The organism is Pseudomonas sp. 02C 26 (genome assembly GCF_002843585.1).
In the GTDB taxonomy this organism is placed as follows: domain Bacteria; phylum Pseudomonadota; class Gammaproteobacteria; order Pseudomonadales; family Pseudomonadaceae; genus Aquipseudomonas; species Aquipseudomonas shirazensis.
The window spans coordinates 3,536,270-3,553,514 of sequence record NZ_CP025262.1; the positions used below are offsets into that span (position 1 = coordinate 3,536,270).

Sequence of the window (17,245 nt, forward strand, 5' to 3'; positions counted from 1 at the left end):
ATGCGTTTGACCGCACTCCTGCCATTGACCCTCGCTCTGCTCGCCGCGCCCTTGCTGCAGGCCGAAGAACTGCCAAAAGCCATCCAGCAACTGCAGGCCAAGGGCGCCGTGATCAAGGGCAGCTTCGCCGCTCCAGACGGTATGCGTGGCTACGCAGCCGAGTACCAGAACAACGGTATTGCCCTGTATCTCACACCAGACGGCAAGCATGTGCTGGTCGGCAGCCTGTTTGACGAGCAAGGCCAGGATCTGAGCGCTGAACCACTGGAAAAACTGGTCTATGCGCCGATGAGCAAGGCGATCTGGGCAAAGCTGGAAAAATCGGCGTGGATTGCCGATGGCAAAGCCGATGCACCGCGCACGGTCTACCTGTTCAGCGACCCGAACTGCCCCTACTGCAACATGTTCTGGCAGCAGGCACGGCCGTGGGTCGAGTCTGGCAAGGTGCAGCTGCGGCACATCATGGTCGGCATCATTCGTGAAGACAGCCCAGGCAAATCGGCAGCCCTGCTGGCCGCCAAGGACCCAGCCAAGGCCCTGCTGCAGCACGAGAGTTCTGGCAAGGCCAGCACCCTCAAGGCGCTGGACAAGATCCCCGAGAGCGTCCAGCAACAGCTCGACAGCAACCTGGCGGTGATGGAAGAACTCGGCCTGTCGGCAACCCCGGCGATCTTCTACCAGGACGCGCAAGGTCGCCTGCAAAGTCAGCAAGGCGCACCACGGCCGGACAAGCTCGGCGAAATTCTCGGCAAGCGTTGATCCCGGCAGAGCCTCAGCCGCGCGTGTTGCGCGGTTTGAGGTCAAGCCGGCGCAAATGGCAGGTGACCTCTTCGCGGTCGTGATAGAGCTGCTTGCAGGCGATCGAGACCCTGACCTTGCGCTCCTTGAAGCCCGCTTCGATGCGGTCCAGCAGGCGCCGGACTTCGGCGTAGCGCTGCTTCATCGGCAATTTGAGGTTGACCACCGCCTCACGGCACAAGCCCTCGCCCAACCACGTCTCGATCAAAGCCGCACTGCGCGCAGGCTTTTCGACGATGTCGCAGACCATCCAGTCCACGGTGTGCTTGGGCTTCCAGGTGAAGCCATCGGCCATCAGGTGCTGCACCAGGCCGGTGTCCATCAAGCTTTCGGCCATCGGCCCGTTATCGATCGCGGTAACCAACATGCCGCGCTTGACCAACTGGTAGGTCCAGCCACCCGGTGAGGCACCCAGGTCGACACCGGTCATGTCATCCTGCAAACGCTCTTCCCACTGATCGCGCGGGATGAACTGATGCCACGCCTCTTCCAGCTTGAGGGTCGAACGGCTGGGCGCCTCACGGGGGAATTTAAGGCGCGGAATGCCCATTGGCCACAGCGCCGAGTTGTCCGCTTCGGCAAGGCCGACAAACACCCGTCGACCACTGATGAAGCTCAACAACAGGCGCGGCCGCTGAGCGTCTTCGACCAACCGGCCAGCCTTCTCCAAAGCCTTGCGCAACGGCCCTTCGAACTTGCGGCAGAACGTCGACAGCTCTTTGCCGTCATTGGTATCAAGCACCTCCAGCCACAGGCTGCCGGCGACCGGCAGTGCTGCCAGATGCTCAAGCAACACGCTGATGCGGTCGGTTTCGGGCAGCTCGATAAATTCACCACGCGCCCATTGGCGAGGGAAGATCAGTTTGTCGAAGCGCAGTTCACGCATCAGGCGCTCGGCGGCACCCGGCTCGCTGCAGACGAACTCGGCACTGGCGCTCTGCGCTTTACCTTTGGCATAGCCGGCCACCCCAAGCTGGGCGGCGTGTTCGCTGATTTCGGCGCAGACCTCGCCTTCGAAACCAGGCCGGCAATGCATGAACAGGGTATTCATTTGTCACTCCACATCGCTGACGGCGATCGTCAGCCTTGATCCAGCGCACAACACGCACCGGCACGGCGGCGATGATAAAGGAAGATCGGAACCAGCGACATGCCCCGCCTGTCCAGTACAGGGTCATGGCCGCAATTTCGGCCTAACCTGACTACTCAGCCAGGTCCGTGCCGTGCGGACCTATTCAGAGCGGTGACACCGGCATGCACAAGAGGCCGGGCACCGGCGCAGAAGGAGTTGGCAATGCCCTCGCTCGATAGCCTGAACACCCTCAAGACCCTGCAGGTAGGCGACCGCGCCTATCAATACTTCAGCCTCGACGAAGCCGCACAGCAGCTAGGCGACCTGCAACGCCTGCCGATGTCGCTCAAGGTTCTGCTGGAAAACCTGTTGCGCTGGGAGGACGGCAAGACCGTCACCGGCACCGACCTCAAGGCGCTGGCGCAGTGGCTGGACACGCGCAGCTCCGACCGCGAGATCCAGTACCGCCCGGCCCGGGTATTGATGCAGGATTTTACCGGCGTACCGGCCGTGGTCGACCTGGCAGCCATGCGCGCGGCGATGGCCAAGGCCGGTGGTGACCCGCAGCGGATCAATCCGCTGTCGCCGGTGGACCTGGTCATCGACCACTCGGTGATGGTCGACCGCTACGCCAGCGCCGATGCATTCGAAGAAAACGTCGATATCGAAATGCAACGCAACGGCGAGCGCTATGCCTTCCTGCGCTGGGGCCAGAATGCGTTCGATAATTTCAGTGTGGTGCCACCGGGTACCGGCATCTGCCACCAGGTCAACCTGGAATACCTCGGCCGCACCGTCTGGACCCGCGAGGAAGACGGCAAGGTCTACGCATTCCCCGACACCCTGGTCGGCACCGATTCGCACACGACCATGATCAACGGCCTCGGTGTACTTGGCTGGGGCGTGGGCGGCATCGAGGCGGAGGCAGCCATGCTTGGCCAGCCAGTGTCGATGCTGATCCCCGAAGTGATTGGCTTCAAGCTCACCGGCAAGCTGCGCGAGGGCATCACTGCAACCGACCTGGTGCTGACCGTCACGCAGATGCTGCGCAAGAAAGGCGTGGTCGGCAAGTTCGTCGAGTTCTATGGCGACGGCCTTGCCGAATTGCCCTTGGCCGACCGCGCGACGCTGGCCAACATGGCGCCGGAATACGGCGCCACCTGCGGTTTCTTCCCGGTGGATCAGGTGACCCTCGACTACCTGCGCCTGTCAGGCCGGCCGCAAGCCACGGTCGACCTGGTCGAAGCCTATTGCAAGGCCCAGGGCCTGTGGCGTATGCCAGGCCAGGAGCCACTGTTCAGCGACAGCCTGGGGCTCGACATGGACACCGTGGAAGCCAGCCTGGCCGGCCCGAAACGGCCGCAGGACAGGGTCGCTTTGGGTCAGGTCAGCCAGGCCTTCGATGACTTCCTCAAGCTGCAGGTCAAACCTGCCACCAAGGAAGTCGGCCGGCTCGAGAGCGAAGGTGGTGGTGGCGTTGCAGTGGGCAATGCCGACCAGACCGGGCAGATCGACTACAGCCACGAAGGCCAGAACTACACCCTGCGCGACGGCGCGGTGGTGATTGCCGCGATCACCTCCTGCACCAACACCTCCAACCCCAGCGTGATGATGGCCGCCGGTCTGGTGGCGAAGAAGGCGATCGAGAAGGGTTTGAGCCGCAAGCCTTGGGTCAAGAGCTCGCTGGCGCCTGGGTCCAAGGTCGTCACCGATTACTACAATGCTGCCGGCCTCACCCCATATCTCGACCAACTGGGTTTTGCCCTAGTCGGCTACGGCTGCACCACCTGCATCGGTAACTCCGGGCCGCTCGATGAAGCTATTGAAACGGCCATCGGCACCGCTGACCTGAGCGTCGCCTCGGTGCTCTCAGGCAACCGCAACTTTGAAGGCCGGGTGCATCCCTTGGTCAAGACCAACTGGCTGGCCTCGCCACCCTTGGTGGTGGCTTACGCGCTGGCTGGCAGCGTGCGCGTCGACCTCACCCAAGAACCATTGGGCGTCGGCAAAGATGGCCAGCCGGTGTACCTGCGCGACATCTGGCCGAGCCAGCAGGAAATCGCCGATGCGGTAGCCAAGGTCGATACCGCGATGTTCCACAAGGAATACGCCGAGGTATTCGCCGGCGATGAACAATGGCAGGCCATCGAAGTGCCCCAAGCGGCAACCTATGTCTGGCAGGCTGACTCGACCTACATTCAGCACCCGCCATTCTTCGAGGACATCGGCGGGGCGCTGCCCGAGATCGCTGATATTCAGCAGGCCCGAGTGTTGGCGTTGCTCGGAGACTCGGTCACCACTGACCACATCTCCCCTGCCGGCAACATCAAGGCCGACAGCCCTGCCGGTCGCTATCTGCGCGACAAAGGCGTGCAGCCCAAAGACTTCAACTCCTATGGCTCGCGCCGCGGCAACCATGAGGTAATGATGCGCGGCACCTTCGCCAACATCCGCATCCGCAACGAGATGCTCGGCGGCGAAGAAGGCGGCAACACCGTGCACGTGCCCAGCGGTGAAAAACTCTCGATCTACGATGCCGCCATGCGTTATCAGGCCGAAGGTACTCCGCTGGTGGTGATTGCCGGGCAGGAATACGGCACTGGTTCCAGCCGCGACTGGGCAGCCAAGGGCACCAACCTGCTTGGGGTCAAAGCAGTGCTGGCCGAGAGCTTCGAGCGCATTCACCGCTCGAACCTGATCGGCATGGGCGTGCTGGCGTTGCAGTTCATGGCCGGTGACAGCCGCAAGACGCTGAACCTGACCGGCACTGAACGCATCGATATCCTCGGCTTGAGCGACGCGCAGATCCGCCCGGGCATGACCCTGACCCTGCGCATCCACCGTGAACACGGCGAGCAACAGGACATCCAGGTGCTGTGCCGGATCGACACCCTCAACGAGGTCGAGTACTTCAAGGCAGGCGGCATTCTGCACTATGTGCTGCGGCAACTGATCGCCAGCTGATCGCCATCTCATCAACCCAGGGGCGCACTGCGCCCCTTCTCTCGCCCGCCGCTGGTTAAATAATCATTCAATAAAACCGCAGCCATGCCGATAGCCATGGAAAGCCTTGCGGACCGAGCAGCCATGCGTAACAACCAGCCGATTACCCAGAGAGAACGGACTTTCCCTGCCCAACAGCGGTTGATCTCCACCACCAATGCCAAAGGTGTGATCAGTTACTGTAACGATGCCTTCGTCGAAATCAGCGGTTTCTCACGCGAGGAATTGATCGGCGCTGCGCATAATCTGGTCCGCCACCCCGATGTCCCCGCAGCAGTGTTTGCCCACATGTGGCAGACCCTCAAGCAAGGCCTGCCGTGGATGGGTATCGTCAAGAACCGCTGCAAGAGCGGCGATCATTACTGGGTCAACGCCTACGTAACGCCGATTTTCGACAACAACCAGGTAGTCGGTTACGAATCGGTGCGGGTCAAACCTACCGCTGAACAGATTCGCCGTGCCGAAGGCCTGTACCAGCGCCTCAACCAGGGCAAGTCAGCGATCCCTCGCCGCGACCGCTGGCTGCCGGTGCTGCAAGACTGGCTGCCGTTCATTCTGGTCAGCCAGGTCGGCTTCCTGATCGGCAACTGGCTGGGCCATTCCTGGGGCTTCGCCCTCGCCGCCGGCCTGTCGGTACCGTTGGGCCTGCTCGGTTTGAGCTGGCAGCAACGCGGCCTCAAGCGCCTGCTCGGTCTGGCTGAGCAAACCACCTCCGACCCGCTGATCGCGCAGATGTACACCGACAGCCGCGGCGTACAGGCGCGTCTTGAAATGGCCATGCTCAGCCAGGACGCGCGGATGAAAACCTGCCTGACCCGCTTGCAGGACAGCGCCGAACACCTGAGCGAGCAGGCGCGTCAGTCCGATGTCCTGGCTCACCAGAGCTCATCGGGCTTGGAACGCCAACGGGTAGAAACCGAGCAGGTCGCAGCCGCGGTCAACCAAATGGCCGCGACCACCCAGGAAGTTGCCAACCACGTGCAGCGCACTGCCGATGCCACCCAGGAAGCCAATCGCCTGACCAGCCAGGGCCGGCAGATCGCCGGGGAGACCCGCGAGGCCATTGCTCGCTTGTCCACCGCAGTCGGCGAAACCGGGCAAACCGTGAAACAACTGGCCAAGGACAGCGACGAGATCGGCGGCGTGGTCGATGTGATCAAAGGCATTGCCGATCAGACCAACCTGCTGGCCTTGAACGCTGCCATCGAAGCCGCCCGCGCCGGCGAAATGGGCCGCGGTTTTGCCGTGGTGGCTGATGAAGTGCGCCAGCTGGCGCAACGCACTGCCGAATCCACCGGGCAGATCCACGGCCTGATTGCCAAGCTGCAACAGACGGCCAGCAGTGCCGTGTTGACCATGGAAAGTGGCCATCGCCAGGCGCAGGAAGGCGTTGCCCGGGTTATGGAAGCGGATCAGGCGCTGATCGGCATCAGCGAAGCGGTGGCCAATATCACCGACATGGCGACCCAGATCGCAGCGGCAACCGAAGAGCAAACCGCCGTGGCTGACGAAATCAGCCGCAATATCAGCACCATTGCCAGCCTTGCTGACGAAACCGCCGAACAAGCACAGCACTCGGCTTTGCTCAGCGAAGAGCTGACCGGCACGGCGGGGACTCAGTACTCACTGGTGGAGCGCTTCAACCGTTGATGTGCTGACGGAGCCGTTATCACTGGGGAACCTGCGATGACGGCGGTTTACCAGTCCAGCGCCAGCCGCGTCTCGAAACAGCGCTCGCTGCCGTCCAGCGGATCGGCAAAGCGCAGGCTCTGCGCCAAGAGTTTCAAGGGCCGTTGATAGTCATCCTCGACCGCCTGCAACTGCGGGTAAAACGGGTCGTTGCAGATGCCCGCCCCCAACGCGGCCATGTGCACGCGCAACTGGTGCGTCTTGCCGGTTACCGGCGACAGGCCATAGCGCCAGCAATCACCATTTTTCTCGATCACATGCGCCAGCGTCTCGCTGTTCTCTGCGCCGGGGACCTCGTGCATGCGGAAAAACGGTTCGCCGTGCACCAACCTGCTGCGTCGCACCAGCGGGAAGTCGAGTTCAGGCAGTGCAGCGGCAATCGCCTGATACTGCTTGTCGATACGCCGTTCGGGGAACAGGCGCTGATAGGCGCTGCGGGTCTCAGGGTTGGCCGAGAACATGACCAGTCCTGCCGTATGCCGGTCGATGCGATGCAAGGGCACCAGGTGCGGGTTGCCCAGCCGGCGGATGAGCCGACGGAGCAAAGTCTGCTCGACGTATTCGCCTGTGGGCGTCACCGGCAGAAAGTGCGGCTTGTCGGCGATGACCAAGTGCTCGTCCATGTGCACAATCGATTCGTGCACCGGGATCGGTTTCTCGTTGGCCACTTCACGAAAATAATGCAGGCGCATGCCGCGTCGGTAAGGCAAATCTGCGCCGATTGCACGCCCTTCAGCGTCCAGCACCCGACCGCGGGCAAAACGGTCAAGCCATTGCTCGCGATCAATCGCCTTGAAGTGCTCACACAAGCAATCAAGCACCGTCTTCCACTCGCCAGGCGGCAGGCATACCGTGCTGGCTTGTTGATGTGCAGGATCGAAAGGTGCGCTCATGTCAGGCTCAGGCAGTCAGTAAGCCGGCATTATCACCCATGCCCTGCAGCTCAGCCAGCTTCGGCCGTCTCGCAGCGCACCTTGAGCCAGCGCAGCACCTGCACGGCGTCCCAGCGGCCAGGATCGTACAGCGCATAAACCAGGCCTTGATAGCCGACGACATCCAGCGGTCGGTGAAAACCGGCCCGTTGAAACAACGCCTCGACTTCAGCGAAGCAGGTATTGAAGTGGACCTTGCCAAAGGGCGTCCGGTCATCCGTGACCAGGCCCTCGAGACGCAGCTCCAGAACGGCGTCGGCTACACGCTCGGGCGCCATCCTGTTGATGCTGTATTTCAGTTGCTCGACATTGAGCATCGCTTCACCCTGACACTGTATTTATATACAGCATACGAAGTTGTTCCGGCTTTCGTCAAATGGCAGGCGCTGTCAGTGGATGCCCGGTAGGTAGCCGCCGCCTCGTTGAATAGTCAGTACCTGACGGCGTGGATGCTCGGTCGAGACAGCCAGGTGGACCCAGCTGTCGAACTCGAGAATCAACTGATCGAACATGATGTCACTGTCGCGAATCCGTATTGCAACTTGGCGTGCGGGAATGTTCAAAGCCGTGAAGTCAGCCGCCAGCCCCAGTACATGAGCGCTTTGCGCTGTGCCGCCGACCTTCTGGTTGAGCGCCTGGCTACGAAAGCCGCTGGTAATCGTCAGTGGCACCTCGAGCAGACTACGCACCTGCTCGAGTACGCCGCATAACAGGCCCAGGTTCGCCAACGCCGCGGGCGGCGGCGTGTTATCCAGACCTGCAAGCGCTGCTGTGCTGGAAGCGGTCATTTCGGCTAGCGTGAAGTGGGGGGTGATGAACATCACGGACCTCTGCGTGGCTGATGGCAAGGCTCGCTCATGGCGGGCCAGGGCCGATCATCTGTCACCCCACAGATTTGCACACGAGGGACGCGCCGCCGCTGGTGCGATCATTACCGGAGGAAAGCCACCACCTGTTCGCTATCGAACGGCCAATGCAACTCATCGCCTGAATCGCACCGACGCAGCACCGGGATGATCAATCCATAGCGCTCGAACAAGGCCTGCTGCTCGCTGATATCGACCAACTCCACCAGCAGGCCGCGCTCGACGAATGGCATCAGCACGGCTTCGGCGACTTCGCACAGGTGGCACCCAAGGGTGCCCAGCAGTTGGCATTCCGGAAGCATGGCGGGCCTGCGCACAATGGAGAGGTGGACTTATTGTAAAGTCCAGCCCGCACCCGTCAATCCTGGCTGGTGGCACCAATTCGATGCAGCGACAGGTCCGCCCCCTGAAACTCCTGCTCATGGCTCAGACGCAAGCCCAGCGTAGCCTTGAGCAAGCCATACACGACCAGGCCACCGGTCAATGCCACGAGTACACCGCCGAGGCTGCCGATCAGTTGACTGATCATGCTCACCCCGCCCAGGCCAGCCAGGCTCGGCTGGGCAAAGATCCCGCAGGCGATGCCGCCCCACACACCGCAAACGCCATGCAGCGGCCAGACGCCGAGAACATCGTCGATTTTCCAGCGGTTCTGCGCAGCGGTGAAACACCAGACGAACAGCCCACCCGCCACTACGCCGGTGACCAGCGCGCCAAGTGGATGCATCAGGTCGGAGCCGGCACAGACCGCCACCAGCCCAGCCAACGGACCGTTGTGCAGAAAGCCTGGGTCATTGCGCCCGGCCAGCAGCGCTGCCAGGGTGCCGCCCACCATTGCCATCAGCGAATTGATCGCCACCAGGCCACTGATCCCTTGCAGGCTCTGCGCGCTCATGACGTTGAAGCCGAACCAGCCGATGATCAGGATCCAAGAGCCCAGCGCGAGAAACGGAATGCTCGAGGGAGCAAAGGCGATCAGTCGCCCGTCACGATAACGCCCACGCCGTGCGCCAAGCAGCAACACCGCTGCCAGGGCCAGCCAGCCGCCCATGGCATGCACTACCACCGAGCCAGCGAAGTCGTGAAACGGCGCACCGAAGCGCTGTTGCAGCCAGTCCTGCAAGCCAAAATTACCGTTCCACACAATGCCTTCATAGAACGGGTAGACGAACGCCACAATCAGTGCTGTCGCGCATAACTGCGGGGCGAAGCGGGCACGTTCGGCGATGCCGCCGGAGATGATCGCGGGAATGGCCGCTGCGAAGGTGATCAGGAAAAAGCACTTCACCAAGGCGTAGCCATGATCGCTGGCCAGCGTCGCTGCCGGCTGCAGGAAGGTCACCCCATAAGCAACCCAGTAACCGACGAAAAAGTACACCAGCGCCGAAATGGCAAAGTCGCTGAGGATCTTCGACAGTGCGTTGACCTGATTCTTGTGGCGAACCGTACCTACTTCCAGAAAGGCAAAACCGGCATGCATCGCCAGCACCAGAATGGCGCCCATCAGTAAGAAAAGCGTGTTGGAACCGTGGACCAGAGAGTCCATTGCGCTGTGGGTGATTTCCATGAAATTGGCAGACCTGCTGAAAAGGCACCATGACAGTTCAAGAACCGGCATCCCTGCACCGAATCGGTGCCCGCCCCGCTGCCCTGTTCTGGTGAGGCCTGGCGGAACGTGCGTGGTTTTTTCTTGGGTTTGTCGTGGATTGGGTTAAGGTTTATCGGTATGTGCAGACGTGATGCGCGAAATCGTCGCAGCCGCTGCGGGCACGCCCCAACACTTAGCAAACGCCATACCAGCAACTGCAGTGAACCTTCACAACAGCCATCACTCGAATTATCCACATACCTCAACAGGGAGAGACCCAATGGCCAGCAAATCGGCAAAGAATGCTCAAGAGATATTGATGGCAGACTTCCAGGCGCTAGTACGCGACACCGAGCGGCTGCTGGCGGACACGGCCAATCTGGCGGGTGATCAGGCTGACGAATTGCGCGAACAGATCCATGCGCGCCTCGAAGAAGCTCGTGCCAACCTGCAGGTGACTCAGGAATCGGTGCGCGCCCGCGGTCAGGAGGCGGTTGTTCAAGCCGAAGCCTATGTCCAGGAAAACCCTTGGCAGGCTATCGGCATTGCTGCAGGTGTCGGCCTGCTGATCGGGCTGCTGGCCAATCGCCGCTGAGGTAACTTCATGGAAAATGACGCCTCCACTGGCGCAACCGGCAAGCGCCTCGGCGCTGCCGTGCTTGGCCTGCTGCACAGCCACATCGAGCTGTTCGGCATCGAGCTGCAGGAGCAGAAAGGCCGTACCTTGAAGCTGCTGCTGTTCGCAGGCATGGCATTGGTATTTGCCCTGCTGTTGCTGTCGGCATTGTCTGGTCTGCTGCTGGTACTGGTCTGGGACAGTTATCGCCTGGCCGGGATCATCGGTCTGTGCGTGTTTTACTGCCTCGCCACGCTGTACTGCGCTGTTCGCCTGAAAGCTGCGGTATTCGATGAGTCTTCACCGTTCAGCTCCACACTTGAGGAGCTTGCCAAGGATCGGGAGCGACTGTTGCCATGAGCCTGCCTGAACTTCCCAATACGCGTAATCCGCGCGAGCTGCGCAAGGCGCTGTTGCGTCTGCGCCTCGAAATGCACCGCCAGGAAATCCGCCAGGAATCGGCGCAACTGCTCGAACCAGTCCGTCGCCTGCGCGGCATAGGTAGCTCTGTGCAGCAAGGGCTGGGGATCAAGCATGCGCCGTTATGGGGCATTGCCGGCGTGGTTTTGATGGGCTTTCTGACTGGCAAGGGTGCCCGCGGTGGTGGCCTTACGCGCTTGCTGCGTCTGGGCGGCACGTTGCTGCCCTTGGCCAGACTGTTCCTGCACAACGGTCGACGCCGCTAGCAGCGGCTGCGCCGGCCCCTTGCGCAGGCGCAGCGCTACCCTGAAGCTATGGCGATTATCCGATCGGAGAGCGAGCATTGGACTGGGATACCCTGCTGACCCGTGAGCGCCTGGGCAAGGCCTTGTACAGCCCTGAGGAACTAGGGCGCAGTCCCTTCCACAAGGACCACGACCGGATCATCTTTTCCGGTGCGTTTCGCCGGCTTGGACGCAAGACTCAAGTCCACCCGGTGTCGAGCAACGACCATATTCATACCCGCCTGACCCATTCGCTGGAAGTGAGCTGCGTCGGCCGCTCACTCGGCATGCGTGTGGGCGAGACCTTGCGCGACGAGCTGCCGGCCTGGTGCGAGCCAAGCGACCTGGGCATGATCGTGCAGTCGGCCTGCCTGGCCCACGACATCGGTAATCCGCCGTTCGGCCACTCTGGCGAAGACGCGATCCGCTCCTGGTTTCAGCAGGCGGCAGGTCGCGGCTGGCTGGACGGCATGAGCGACGAGCAACGCGCTGACTTTCTCAATTTCGAAGGCAATGCGCAGGGCTTTCGGGTGCTCACACAGTTGGAGTATCACCAGTTCGATGGCGGTACCAGGCTGACCTACGCCACCCTCGGCACCTACCTTAAATACCCGTGGAGTTCGCGTCACGCCGATGCCCTGGGCTACAAGAAGCACAAGTTCGGCAGCTATCAGAGCGAGCTGCCGTTGCTCGAGCAGATCGCACGCAAGCTGGGCCTGCCGCAGCTCGAGGAGCAACGCTGGGCACGCCATCCGCTGGTGTACCTGATGGAGGCTGCCGACGATATCTGCTACGCCTTGATCGACCTTGAAGACGGCGTCGAGATGGAGCTGCTGCAATATGCCGAAGTCGAAGCGCTGCTGCTGGACCTGGTCGGTGACGACCTGCCCGAGACCTACCGCCAGCTCGGCGCCAACGACTCGCGCCGACGCAAGCTGGCGATCCTGCGCGGCAAGGCTATCGAACACCTGACCAATGCGGCAGCCGAAGCGTTCGTCGAGCAGCAACGGGCGTTGCTCAGCGGTCAGTTAGCGGGCGACCTGGTTGAGCACATGCACGGCCCTGCCAAGCGCTGTGTACTGCAGGCCAAGGACATGGCGCGCAAGAAGATCTTCCAGGACAAGCGCAAGACGCTGCACGAGATTGGCGCTTACACCACGCTGGAAATCTTGCTCAACGCTTTTTGTGGCGCGGCCCTGGAACAACACGGCGGGCGCACCCCGTCGTTCAAAAGCCGGCGAGTGCTCGACCTGATTGGCAACCATGCGCCAAGCCCTGATGACACGTTGCACAACGCCTTCCTGCGAATGATTGATTTCATCGCCGGCATGACCGACAGCTATGCCAGCGAGATGGCTTGTGAGATGACCGGGCGTTCCAGCCCGACCTGAATACGGCAAACTTAGGCAGATCTCAGCCAGTATTGGGGCCGCTGTGCGGCCCCGACTATGCGAAGGTTAGCAGTGTAGATAGATGAACCAATCTCACGCCTATCGATTAACCAACCCCAACTAACAGCCACTCACACCAAGTTACTAATTTCTTGCTACATATAAACATCTCGTCTCAAGAATCATCGACTATGTAGTCTCTTACTGTAGTCCATTTCCCATATACGACTGACAAACGCTTGTTGCCTGCTTCCTGCCGCCCATCTGGGTTAAGGTGCGCTCTGTTCACGCCATCTGTCCCAATGGAATGTTAACTATGCAATCCGTATTTATTGTCGACGACCATCCGGTTATTCGCTTGGCCGTACGCATGCTACTGGAAAACCAGGGTTACAAGATCGTCGGCGAGTCTGACAACGGCGTCGACGCGATGCAGCTGATTCGCGAGGCACGCCCCAACCTGGTCATCCTTGACATCGCTATCCCGCGACTGGATGGGCTCGAAGTGCTGGCGCGTTTCCAGAGCATGGCCCTGCCCATGAAGGTGCTGGTACTAACTGCCCAGTCACCCGCGCTGTTCGCCATTCGCTGCATGCATTCGGGCGCATCGGGCTATGTCTGCAAGCAGGAAGACTTGAGCGAACTCATCAGTGCAATCAAGGCAGTACTTGCTGGCTACAACTATTTCCCCAGCCAAGTCCTGCAGGGTGAGACAGAAAGCAGCAGATCGGAATTAGGTCTATTCCGACAGGTCAATGATCGAGAACTGATGGTGCTGCAACTTTTTGCCCAGGGTCGAAGCAACAAGGAAATCGCTTCAGGCATGTTTCTCAGTAACAAGACAGTGAGCACCTACAAAAAACGTCTGATGCAAAAACTACGGGTAAGTACTTTGGTCGACCTGATTGACGTGGCCAAACGGAACGCGCTGGTGTGATGCTGCGAGTGCGGCATTACTTGACCTGTTTGTGCCTTGTCCTGGCCGCCACCGGCTTGTCGGTGGCGGCGGAGCAGGAGCCTACGACACTGACCTTGCTCAAACGTACGTCAGCACAACCAAGCCGCCCACAGCTCAGCGCCGAGCAGCGCAACTGGCTTGAGACAAAGCAGCAACTGACGCTAGGCACCTCTTTCCCCGATTACCCCCCGTTCGATATCACCAGCGGTGGCCGTGACTACCAGGGCATTACCGCCGAGTACGCTGCGGTGATCAGCAGCGCGCTCGGGCTGCCGGTGAAAGTATTGCGTTTCGACAATCGCCTGGATGCCGTCGAGGCGCTCAAGCAAGGGCGGATTGACCTGTTGGGCAGCGCGAACGGGTTCGAAGCCGCTGCGCAAGGGCTGGGGCTGTCGGTCCCGTATGCGGTCGACCAACCCGTGCTGGTGACTCGCGAGGACGAGGCGCGCCCGTTGAACAACGGCCTCAATGGCATGCGCCTGAGCATGCTGTATCACTACCTGCCGCCCAAGGAGGTACGCGAGACCTACCCCAACGCTTCACTGCTGACGTTCGGCTCGTCGACCCAGGCACTCAATGCGGTTGCATTTGGGCAGGCCGACGTCTTCATCGGCGATACCATTTCCACCTACTTTCAACTCAATCAGGGCCATCTGCCGCGCCTGCGTATGGCCAATTTTGGCCAACATGAGGCCATTGGCTTCAGCTTCGCCATGCGCCGCGACGCATCGATGCTCAGAGGGTTGATCAACCTCGCGCTGCAAGCTCAGCCAGTGGTGGTGCAAAGCAACATTCTCAAACGCTGGAGCGCCGGTAGCGACATTCTGCTGAGCGAGCGCAAGCTGCAGCTAAGCCCAGCAGAAGAACAGTGGCTAAGGCAGCGTCCATTGTTGCGGGTAGTCATCGACGAAACGGCGGCCCCGGTGTCCTACTTCGACGCGGCCGGTCAGTTCCGCGGCATTACCGCCGACCTGCTGGAAATGCTCCGGCTGCGCACAGGTCTGCATTTCGAGATTCAGCGTGCGGGCAGTGTTGACGACATGCTCGCGCGGATTGCCGATGGTCGCGCCGATGTCATTGCAGCACTGCCGATGCAAGAGCAGCACAACCCGCAACTGCTGGTGACTCGGCCCTATCTGGAAAGCTCGCTGGTGCTGGTCACCCGACACAACGAAACGGCCAGCTCATTCGAGCAACTCAACGGCAAACGGGTTGCCGTCACACGTGGCAGCGCAGCAGCGCAACTGCTTGCCCAGCAGTACCCGGATGTCATGGCTATCCAGACCGAAAGCCCGTACTACTCCCTGGCGCTGCTCAGCAGCAGTGCCGTCGACGGCGCTGTCAGCACGCTGATCGATGCCAATCATGCGCTGGCCAGCGACCCGGATCTGGTGATTCGCAATACGGTGGGCATCGAGCCCGCCAGCTTCGCGATGGCGAATGCCAGCAATGCGCAGCCGCTGGCAGCTATCCTCGACAAGGCCTTGTTGAGTATCTCTCCAGAAGAATTTGGCGTGATCTACAACCGCTGGAGCGGCCTCAATGCGCAAGACGATGCCTATTGGCGGAACCTGCGGCATCTGGCTCTGCAGATTGCAGTGGGGATCGGCTCTTTACTGTTGCTGGCGCTGGTCTGGAACGCGCATCTGCGCCGCCAGATTCGCCATCGCCAACGCGTCGAACGAGCCCTCAACGACCAACTCGAATTCATGCAGGTGATGCTCAATGGCACTCCTCATCCGCTGTTTGTGCGGGGTCGTGATGGCAAGTTGCAAAGCTGCAACGACAGTTACCTGAAGGCGATGGACGCCTGTGCGCAAGACGTCATTGGCAAACGCCTGGAAGAGAGCCTGGGCAGCCAGCATGCCTGTACGCATCAGATCGAAGCCGACTATCAGCAGGTCATGGCCGCCGGCGAGCCGTTGATCCTTGATCGCCAGCTCCGCCTGAAAAATCGCGAACTGACGGTGTACCACTGGGTCCTGCCCTATCGTGACTCGTTGGGTGAAGTGCAGGGCATCATTGGCGGCTGGATCGATATCAGCGAGCGCCGCCAGCTGGTGCAGGAGCTGCGCCTGGCAAAACAGCAGGCCGATGATGCCAACCGTGCCAAGAGCACCTTTCTGGCAACCATCAGCCATGAAATTCGCACGCCGATGAACGCAGTCATCGGCATGCTCGAACTCGCCGTCAGGCACGCCGATCAAGGCCGCGTGGACAAACCGGCACTGGAAGTCGCCTACCATTCCGCTACCGACCTGCTGGGCCTGATCGGAGATATTCTGGATATCGTGCGGATTGAATCCGGGCACATGAGCCTGGCGCCAGAATCGGTCGAGCTGGCTGCTTTGATCAAATCCGTAGCGCGGGTATTTGAAGGCCAGGCACGTGAAAAGGGCCTGGCACTGGAAGTCCAGATCGAGCCGAGCGCACAACGTCACGTACTGCTCGACCCACTGCGTTTCAAGCAGGTACTGAGCAATCTGCTCAGCAATGCGATCAAGTTCACCGACATTGGCCAGGTCCGCGTACACGCACAGCTGCACCGGTCAGTTTCTGCGCCAACCACCCAACTGGAACTTGAGGTGCGCGACAGCGGCATCGGCATTCCCGAGCACGAAATACAAGGGCTGTTCAGTCCCTTCGTGCAGGCCAACACCCAGAGCGACGGCGCACGCTGCGGCACCGGGTTGGGCCTGACCATCAGCCGCACCCTGTGCCAAATGATGGGTGGCACACTGACCCTGCGCAGTTTGCAGGGGGTAGGCACCCAGGTCCGCCTGAGCATGCCGGTCTGCCCAGCCGGTGCGCCGGTGGCAGCCGAGGCGGCGATACGCCAGGTCGACGCGCTCAATCCCGACTTGCGCGTACTGGTCATCGACGACCACCCCGCCAACTTGATGCTGATGGCGCAGCAGTTGAATTTCATGGGGCTGCGCCACACCAGTGCGCGGGATGGCAATGAAGCCTTGCAATGTTGGTACAGCGCTACGTTCGATGTGCTGCTGCTCGACTGCAACATGCCCCACATGAACGGCTATCAGGTGACGCGAGCCATCCGCGCTGAAGAGCGCGCCAGCAACCGGCCACCCTGCGTCATTTTTGGCTACACCGCCAATGCCCAACCCGAAGTTCGCCAGCGCTGCCTGGATGCGGGCATGAACGACTGCCTGCTCAAGCCGATAAGCCTGCGTACGCTGAGTGAGCACCTCGCCAACGTCACTCCATTACCCGAATCCGCGGCGCTACAGCCCCGCCGAACGGCGTTCGACGTCGCCAGTGTGAGGAGGGTTGCTGGCGACGACCCGGCAGATCAACAGCGTTTTCTGCAGCTGTTGCAGCAGAGCCTGAAGGATGACTGCACATTGCTGATGAGCCTTGATCCAGAGCAGCAGGCCCTGGCCATCGTCGAGCAGGCACACAAAATCCTCAGCGCCGCACGGATGCTGGATGCTCAGGCAATGATGGAGGTGTGCGAGCTGCTCGCCAGTGGCGAACTGACGCTGCACGAGTTGAAGCTGAAGCGGCAGGCCTTGGCAAGGCACATGCGCAGAACTGAAAAAGCCCTGAGCCGTCAGCTGGGCTGAGCGTTCAGGGCTTTGGCATGGCGGCGCGCCGACAGCGCCCG

General features: G+C 61.0%; 15 protein-coding genes. 9 read left to right on the plus strand and 6 right to left on the minus strand.

The genetic code is table 11. From position 1 onward, the window contains the following. Window positions 1–759, plus strand: a complete 759-nt coding sequence (gene dsbG / locus CXQ80_RS16155) for a thiol:disulfide interchange protein DsbG (RefSeq protein WP_101321264.1) — start codon at window positions 1–3, stop codon at window positions 757–759. 13 nt (window positions 760–772) lie between these two features. Here the strand turns inward: dsbG and rlmM are convergent, their stop codons facing one another. After that, window positions 773–1,849: a 23S rRNA (cytidine(2498)-2'-O)-methyltransferase RlmM gene (rlmM, locus tag CXQ80_RS16160; RefSeq protein WP_101321266.1), complete on the minus strand. Its 1,077-nt coding sequence runs from the start codon at window positions 1,847–1,849 to the stop codon at window positions 773–775. A 243-nt stretch (window positions 1,850–2,092) separates the two neighbouring features. On the opposite strand from rlmM, the gene acnA reads away from it, so the two are divergent. Then, window positions 2,093–4,834 (plus strand): aconitate hydratase AcnA, encoded by a 2,742-nt coding sequence (acnA, locus tag CXQ80_RS16165; RefSeq protein ID WP_101321268.1) that lies wholly within the window; start codon window positions 2,093–2,095, stop codon window positions 4,832–4,834. Window positions 4,835–4,957: 123 nt separating this feature from the next. Next, entirely contained in the window at window positions 4,958–6,523 is a 1,566-nt protein-coding gene (locus tag CXQ80_RS16170; protein WP_101321270.1) for a PAS domain-containing methyl-accepting chemotaxis protein, read from the plus strand. A 47-nt stretch (window positions 6,524–6,570) separates the two neighbouring features. Here CXQ80_RS16170 and CXQ80_RS16175 read toward each other — a convergent pair whose 3' ends face one another. From CXQ80_RS16175 to CXQ80_RS16195, 5 genes are all read right to left on the minus strand, one after another. Continuing rightward, window positions 6,571–7,455: a pseudouridine synthase gene (locus tag CXQ80_RS16175; RefSeq protein WP_101321272.1), complete on the minus strand. Its 885-nt coding sequence runs from the start codon at window positions 7,453–7,455 to the stop codon at window positions 6,571–6,573. A gap of 50 nt (window positions 7,456–7,505) precedes the next feature. Next, the gene (locus tag CXQ80_RS16180) at window positions 7,506–7,811 is read right to left on the minus strand and encodes a transcriptional regulator (RefSeq protein WP_101321275.1); all 306 of its coding nucleotides are present in this window, start codon (window positions 7,809–7,811) and stop codon (window positions 7,506–7,508) included. Window positions 7,812–7,883: 72 nt separating this feature from the next. Continuing rightward, window positions 7,884–8,315 (minus strand): D-Ala-D-Ala carboxypeptidase family metallohydrolase, encoded by a 432-nt coding sequence (locus CXQ80_RS16185; RefSeq protein ID WP_101321277.1) that lies wholly within the window; start codon window positions 8,313–8,315, stop codon window positions 7,884–7,886. A gap of 110 nt (window positions 8,316–8,425) precedes the next feature. Next, window positions 8,426–8,662, minus strand: coding sequence for a glutaredoxin family protein (locus CXQ80_RS16190; protein WP_101321279.1), 237 nt, complete (start codon window positions 8,660–8,662; stop codon window positions 8,426–8,428). Between the two features lie 56 nt (window positions 8,663–8,718). Next, window positions 8,719–9,927, minus strand: coding sequence for an ammonium transporter (locus CXQ80_RS16195; RefSeq protein WP_101321282.1), 1,209 nt, complete (start codon window positions 9,925–9,927; stop codon window positions 8,719–8,721). A gap of 301 nt (window positions 9,928–10,228) precedes the next feature. On the opposite strand from CXQ80_RS16195, the gene CXQ80_RS16200 reads away from it, so the two are divergent. From CXQ80_RS16200 to CXQ80_RS16225, 6 genes are all read left to right on the plus strand, one after another. Continuing rightward, a complete protein-coding gene (locus CXQ80_RS16200) occupies window positions 10,229–10,543 on the plus strand; it encodes a YqjD family protein (RefSeq protein WP_101321284.1) in 315 nt (104 codons plus the stop codon). A gap of 9 nt (window positions 10,544–10,552) precedes the next feature. Further along, on the plus strand, window positions 10,553–10,924 hold the full coding sequence (locus CXQ80_RS16205) for a phage holin family protein (protein ID WP_101321286.1): 372 nt from the start codon (window positions 10,553–10,555) through the stop codon (window positions 10,922–10,924). Further along, window positions 10,921–11,250 (plus strand): hypothetical protein, encoded by a 330-nt coding sequence (locus CXQ80_RS16210; RefSeq protein ID WP_101321288.1) that lies wholly within the window; start codon window positions 10,921–10,923, stop codon window positions 11,248–11,250. Before CXQ80_RS16205 ends, CXQ80_RS16210 begins: the two co-directional genes overlap by 4 nt. Window positions 11,251–11,327: 77 nt before the next feature. After that, window positions 11,328–12,659 carry a deoxyguanosinetriphosphate triphosphohydrolase gene (locus CXQ80_RS16215; RefSeq protein ID WP_101321290.1) on the plus strand — a complete coding sequence of 444 codons (1,332 nt, stop codon included), beginning with the start codon at window positions 11,328–11,330 and terminating at the stop codon, window positions 12,657–12,659. Window positions 12,660–12,975: 316 nt separating this feature from the next. Continuing rightward, a complete protein-coding gene (locus CXQ80_RS16220; RefSeq protein ID WP_101321292.1) occupies window positions 12,976–13,596 on the plus strand; it encodes a response regulator transcription factor in 621 nt (206 codons plus the stop codon). After that, window positions 13,596–17,204 (plus strand): response regulator, encoded by a 3,609-nt coding sequence (locus CXQ80_RS16225; protein WP_101321295.1) that lies wholly within the window; start codon window positions 13,596–13,598, stop codon window positions 17,202–17,204. Before CXQ80_RS16220 ends, CXQ80_RS16225 begins: the two co-directional genes overlap by 1 nt. Window positions 17,205–17,245 lie beyond the last annotated feature (41 nt).

Bases quoted from the DNA above. Each gene is read 5' to 3' on its own strand.
- dsbG (WP_101321264.1), top strand. From the start codon at position 1: ATGCGTTTGACCGCACTCCTGCCATTGACCCTCGCTCTGCTCGCCGCG.
- CXQ80_RS16220 (WP_101321292.1), top strand. From the start codon at position 12,976: ATGCAATCCGTATTTATTGTCGACGACCATCCGGTTATTCGCTTGGCC.
- acnA (WP_101321268.1), top strand. From the start codon at position 2,093: ATGCCCTCGCTCGATAGCCTGAACACCCTCAAGACCCTGCAGGTAGGC.
- CXQ80_RS16200 (WP_101321284.1), top strand. From the start codon at position 10,229: ATGGCCAGCAAATCGGCAAAGAATGCTCAAGAGATATTGATGGCAGAC.
- CXQ80_RS16205 (WP_101321286.1), top strand. From the start codon at position 10,553: ATGGAAAATGACGCCTCCACTGGCGCAACCGGCAAGCGCCTCGGCGCT.
- CXQ80_RS16225 (WP_101321295.1), top strand. From the start codon at position 13,596: ATGCTGCGAGTGCGGCATTACTTGACCTGTTTGTGCCTTGTCCTGGCC.
- CXQ80_RS16195 (WP_101321282.1), bottom strand. From the start codon at position 9,927: ATGGAAATCACCCACAGCGCAATGGACTCTCTGGTCCACGGTTCCAAC.
- CXQ80_RS16175 (WP_101321272.1), bottom strand. From the start codon at position 7,455: ATGAGCGCACCTTTCGATCCTGCACATCAACAAGCCAGCACGGTATGC.
- CXQ80_RS16170 (WP_101321270.1), top strand. From the start codon at position 4,958: ATGCGTAACAACCAGCCGATTACCCAGAGAGAACGGACTTTCCCTGCC.
- CXQ80_RS16190 (WP_101321279.1), bottom strand. From the start codon at position 8,662: ATGCTTCCGGAATGCCAACTGCTGGGCACCCTTGGGTGCCACCTGTGC.
- CXQ80_RS16210 (WP_101321288.1), top strand. From the start codon at position 10,921: ATGAGCCTGCCTGAACTTCCCAATACGCGTAATCCGCGCGAGCTGCGC.
- CXQ80_RS16180 (WP_101321275.1), bottom strand. From the start codon at position 7,811: ATGCTCAATGTCGAGCAACTGAAATACAGCATCAACAGGATGGCGCCC.
- rlmM (WP_101321266.1), bottom strand. From the start codon at position 1,849: ATGAATACCCTGTTCATGCATTGCCGGCCTGGTTTCGAAGGCGAGGTC.
- CXQ80_RS16185 (WP_101321277.1), bottom strand. From the start codon at position 8,315: ATGTTCATCACCCCCCACTTCACGCTAGCCGAAATGACCGCTTCCAGC.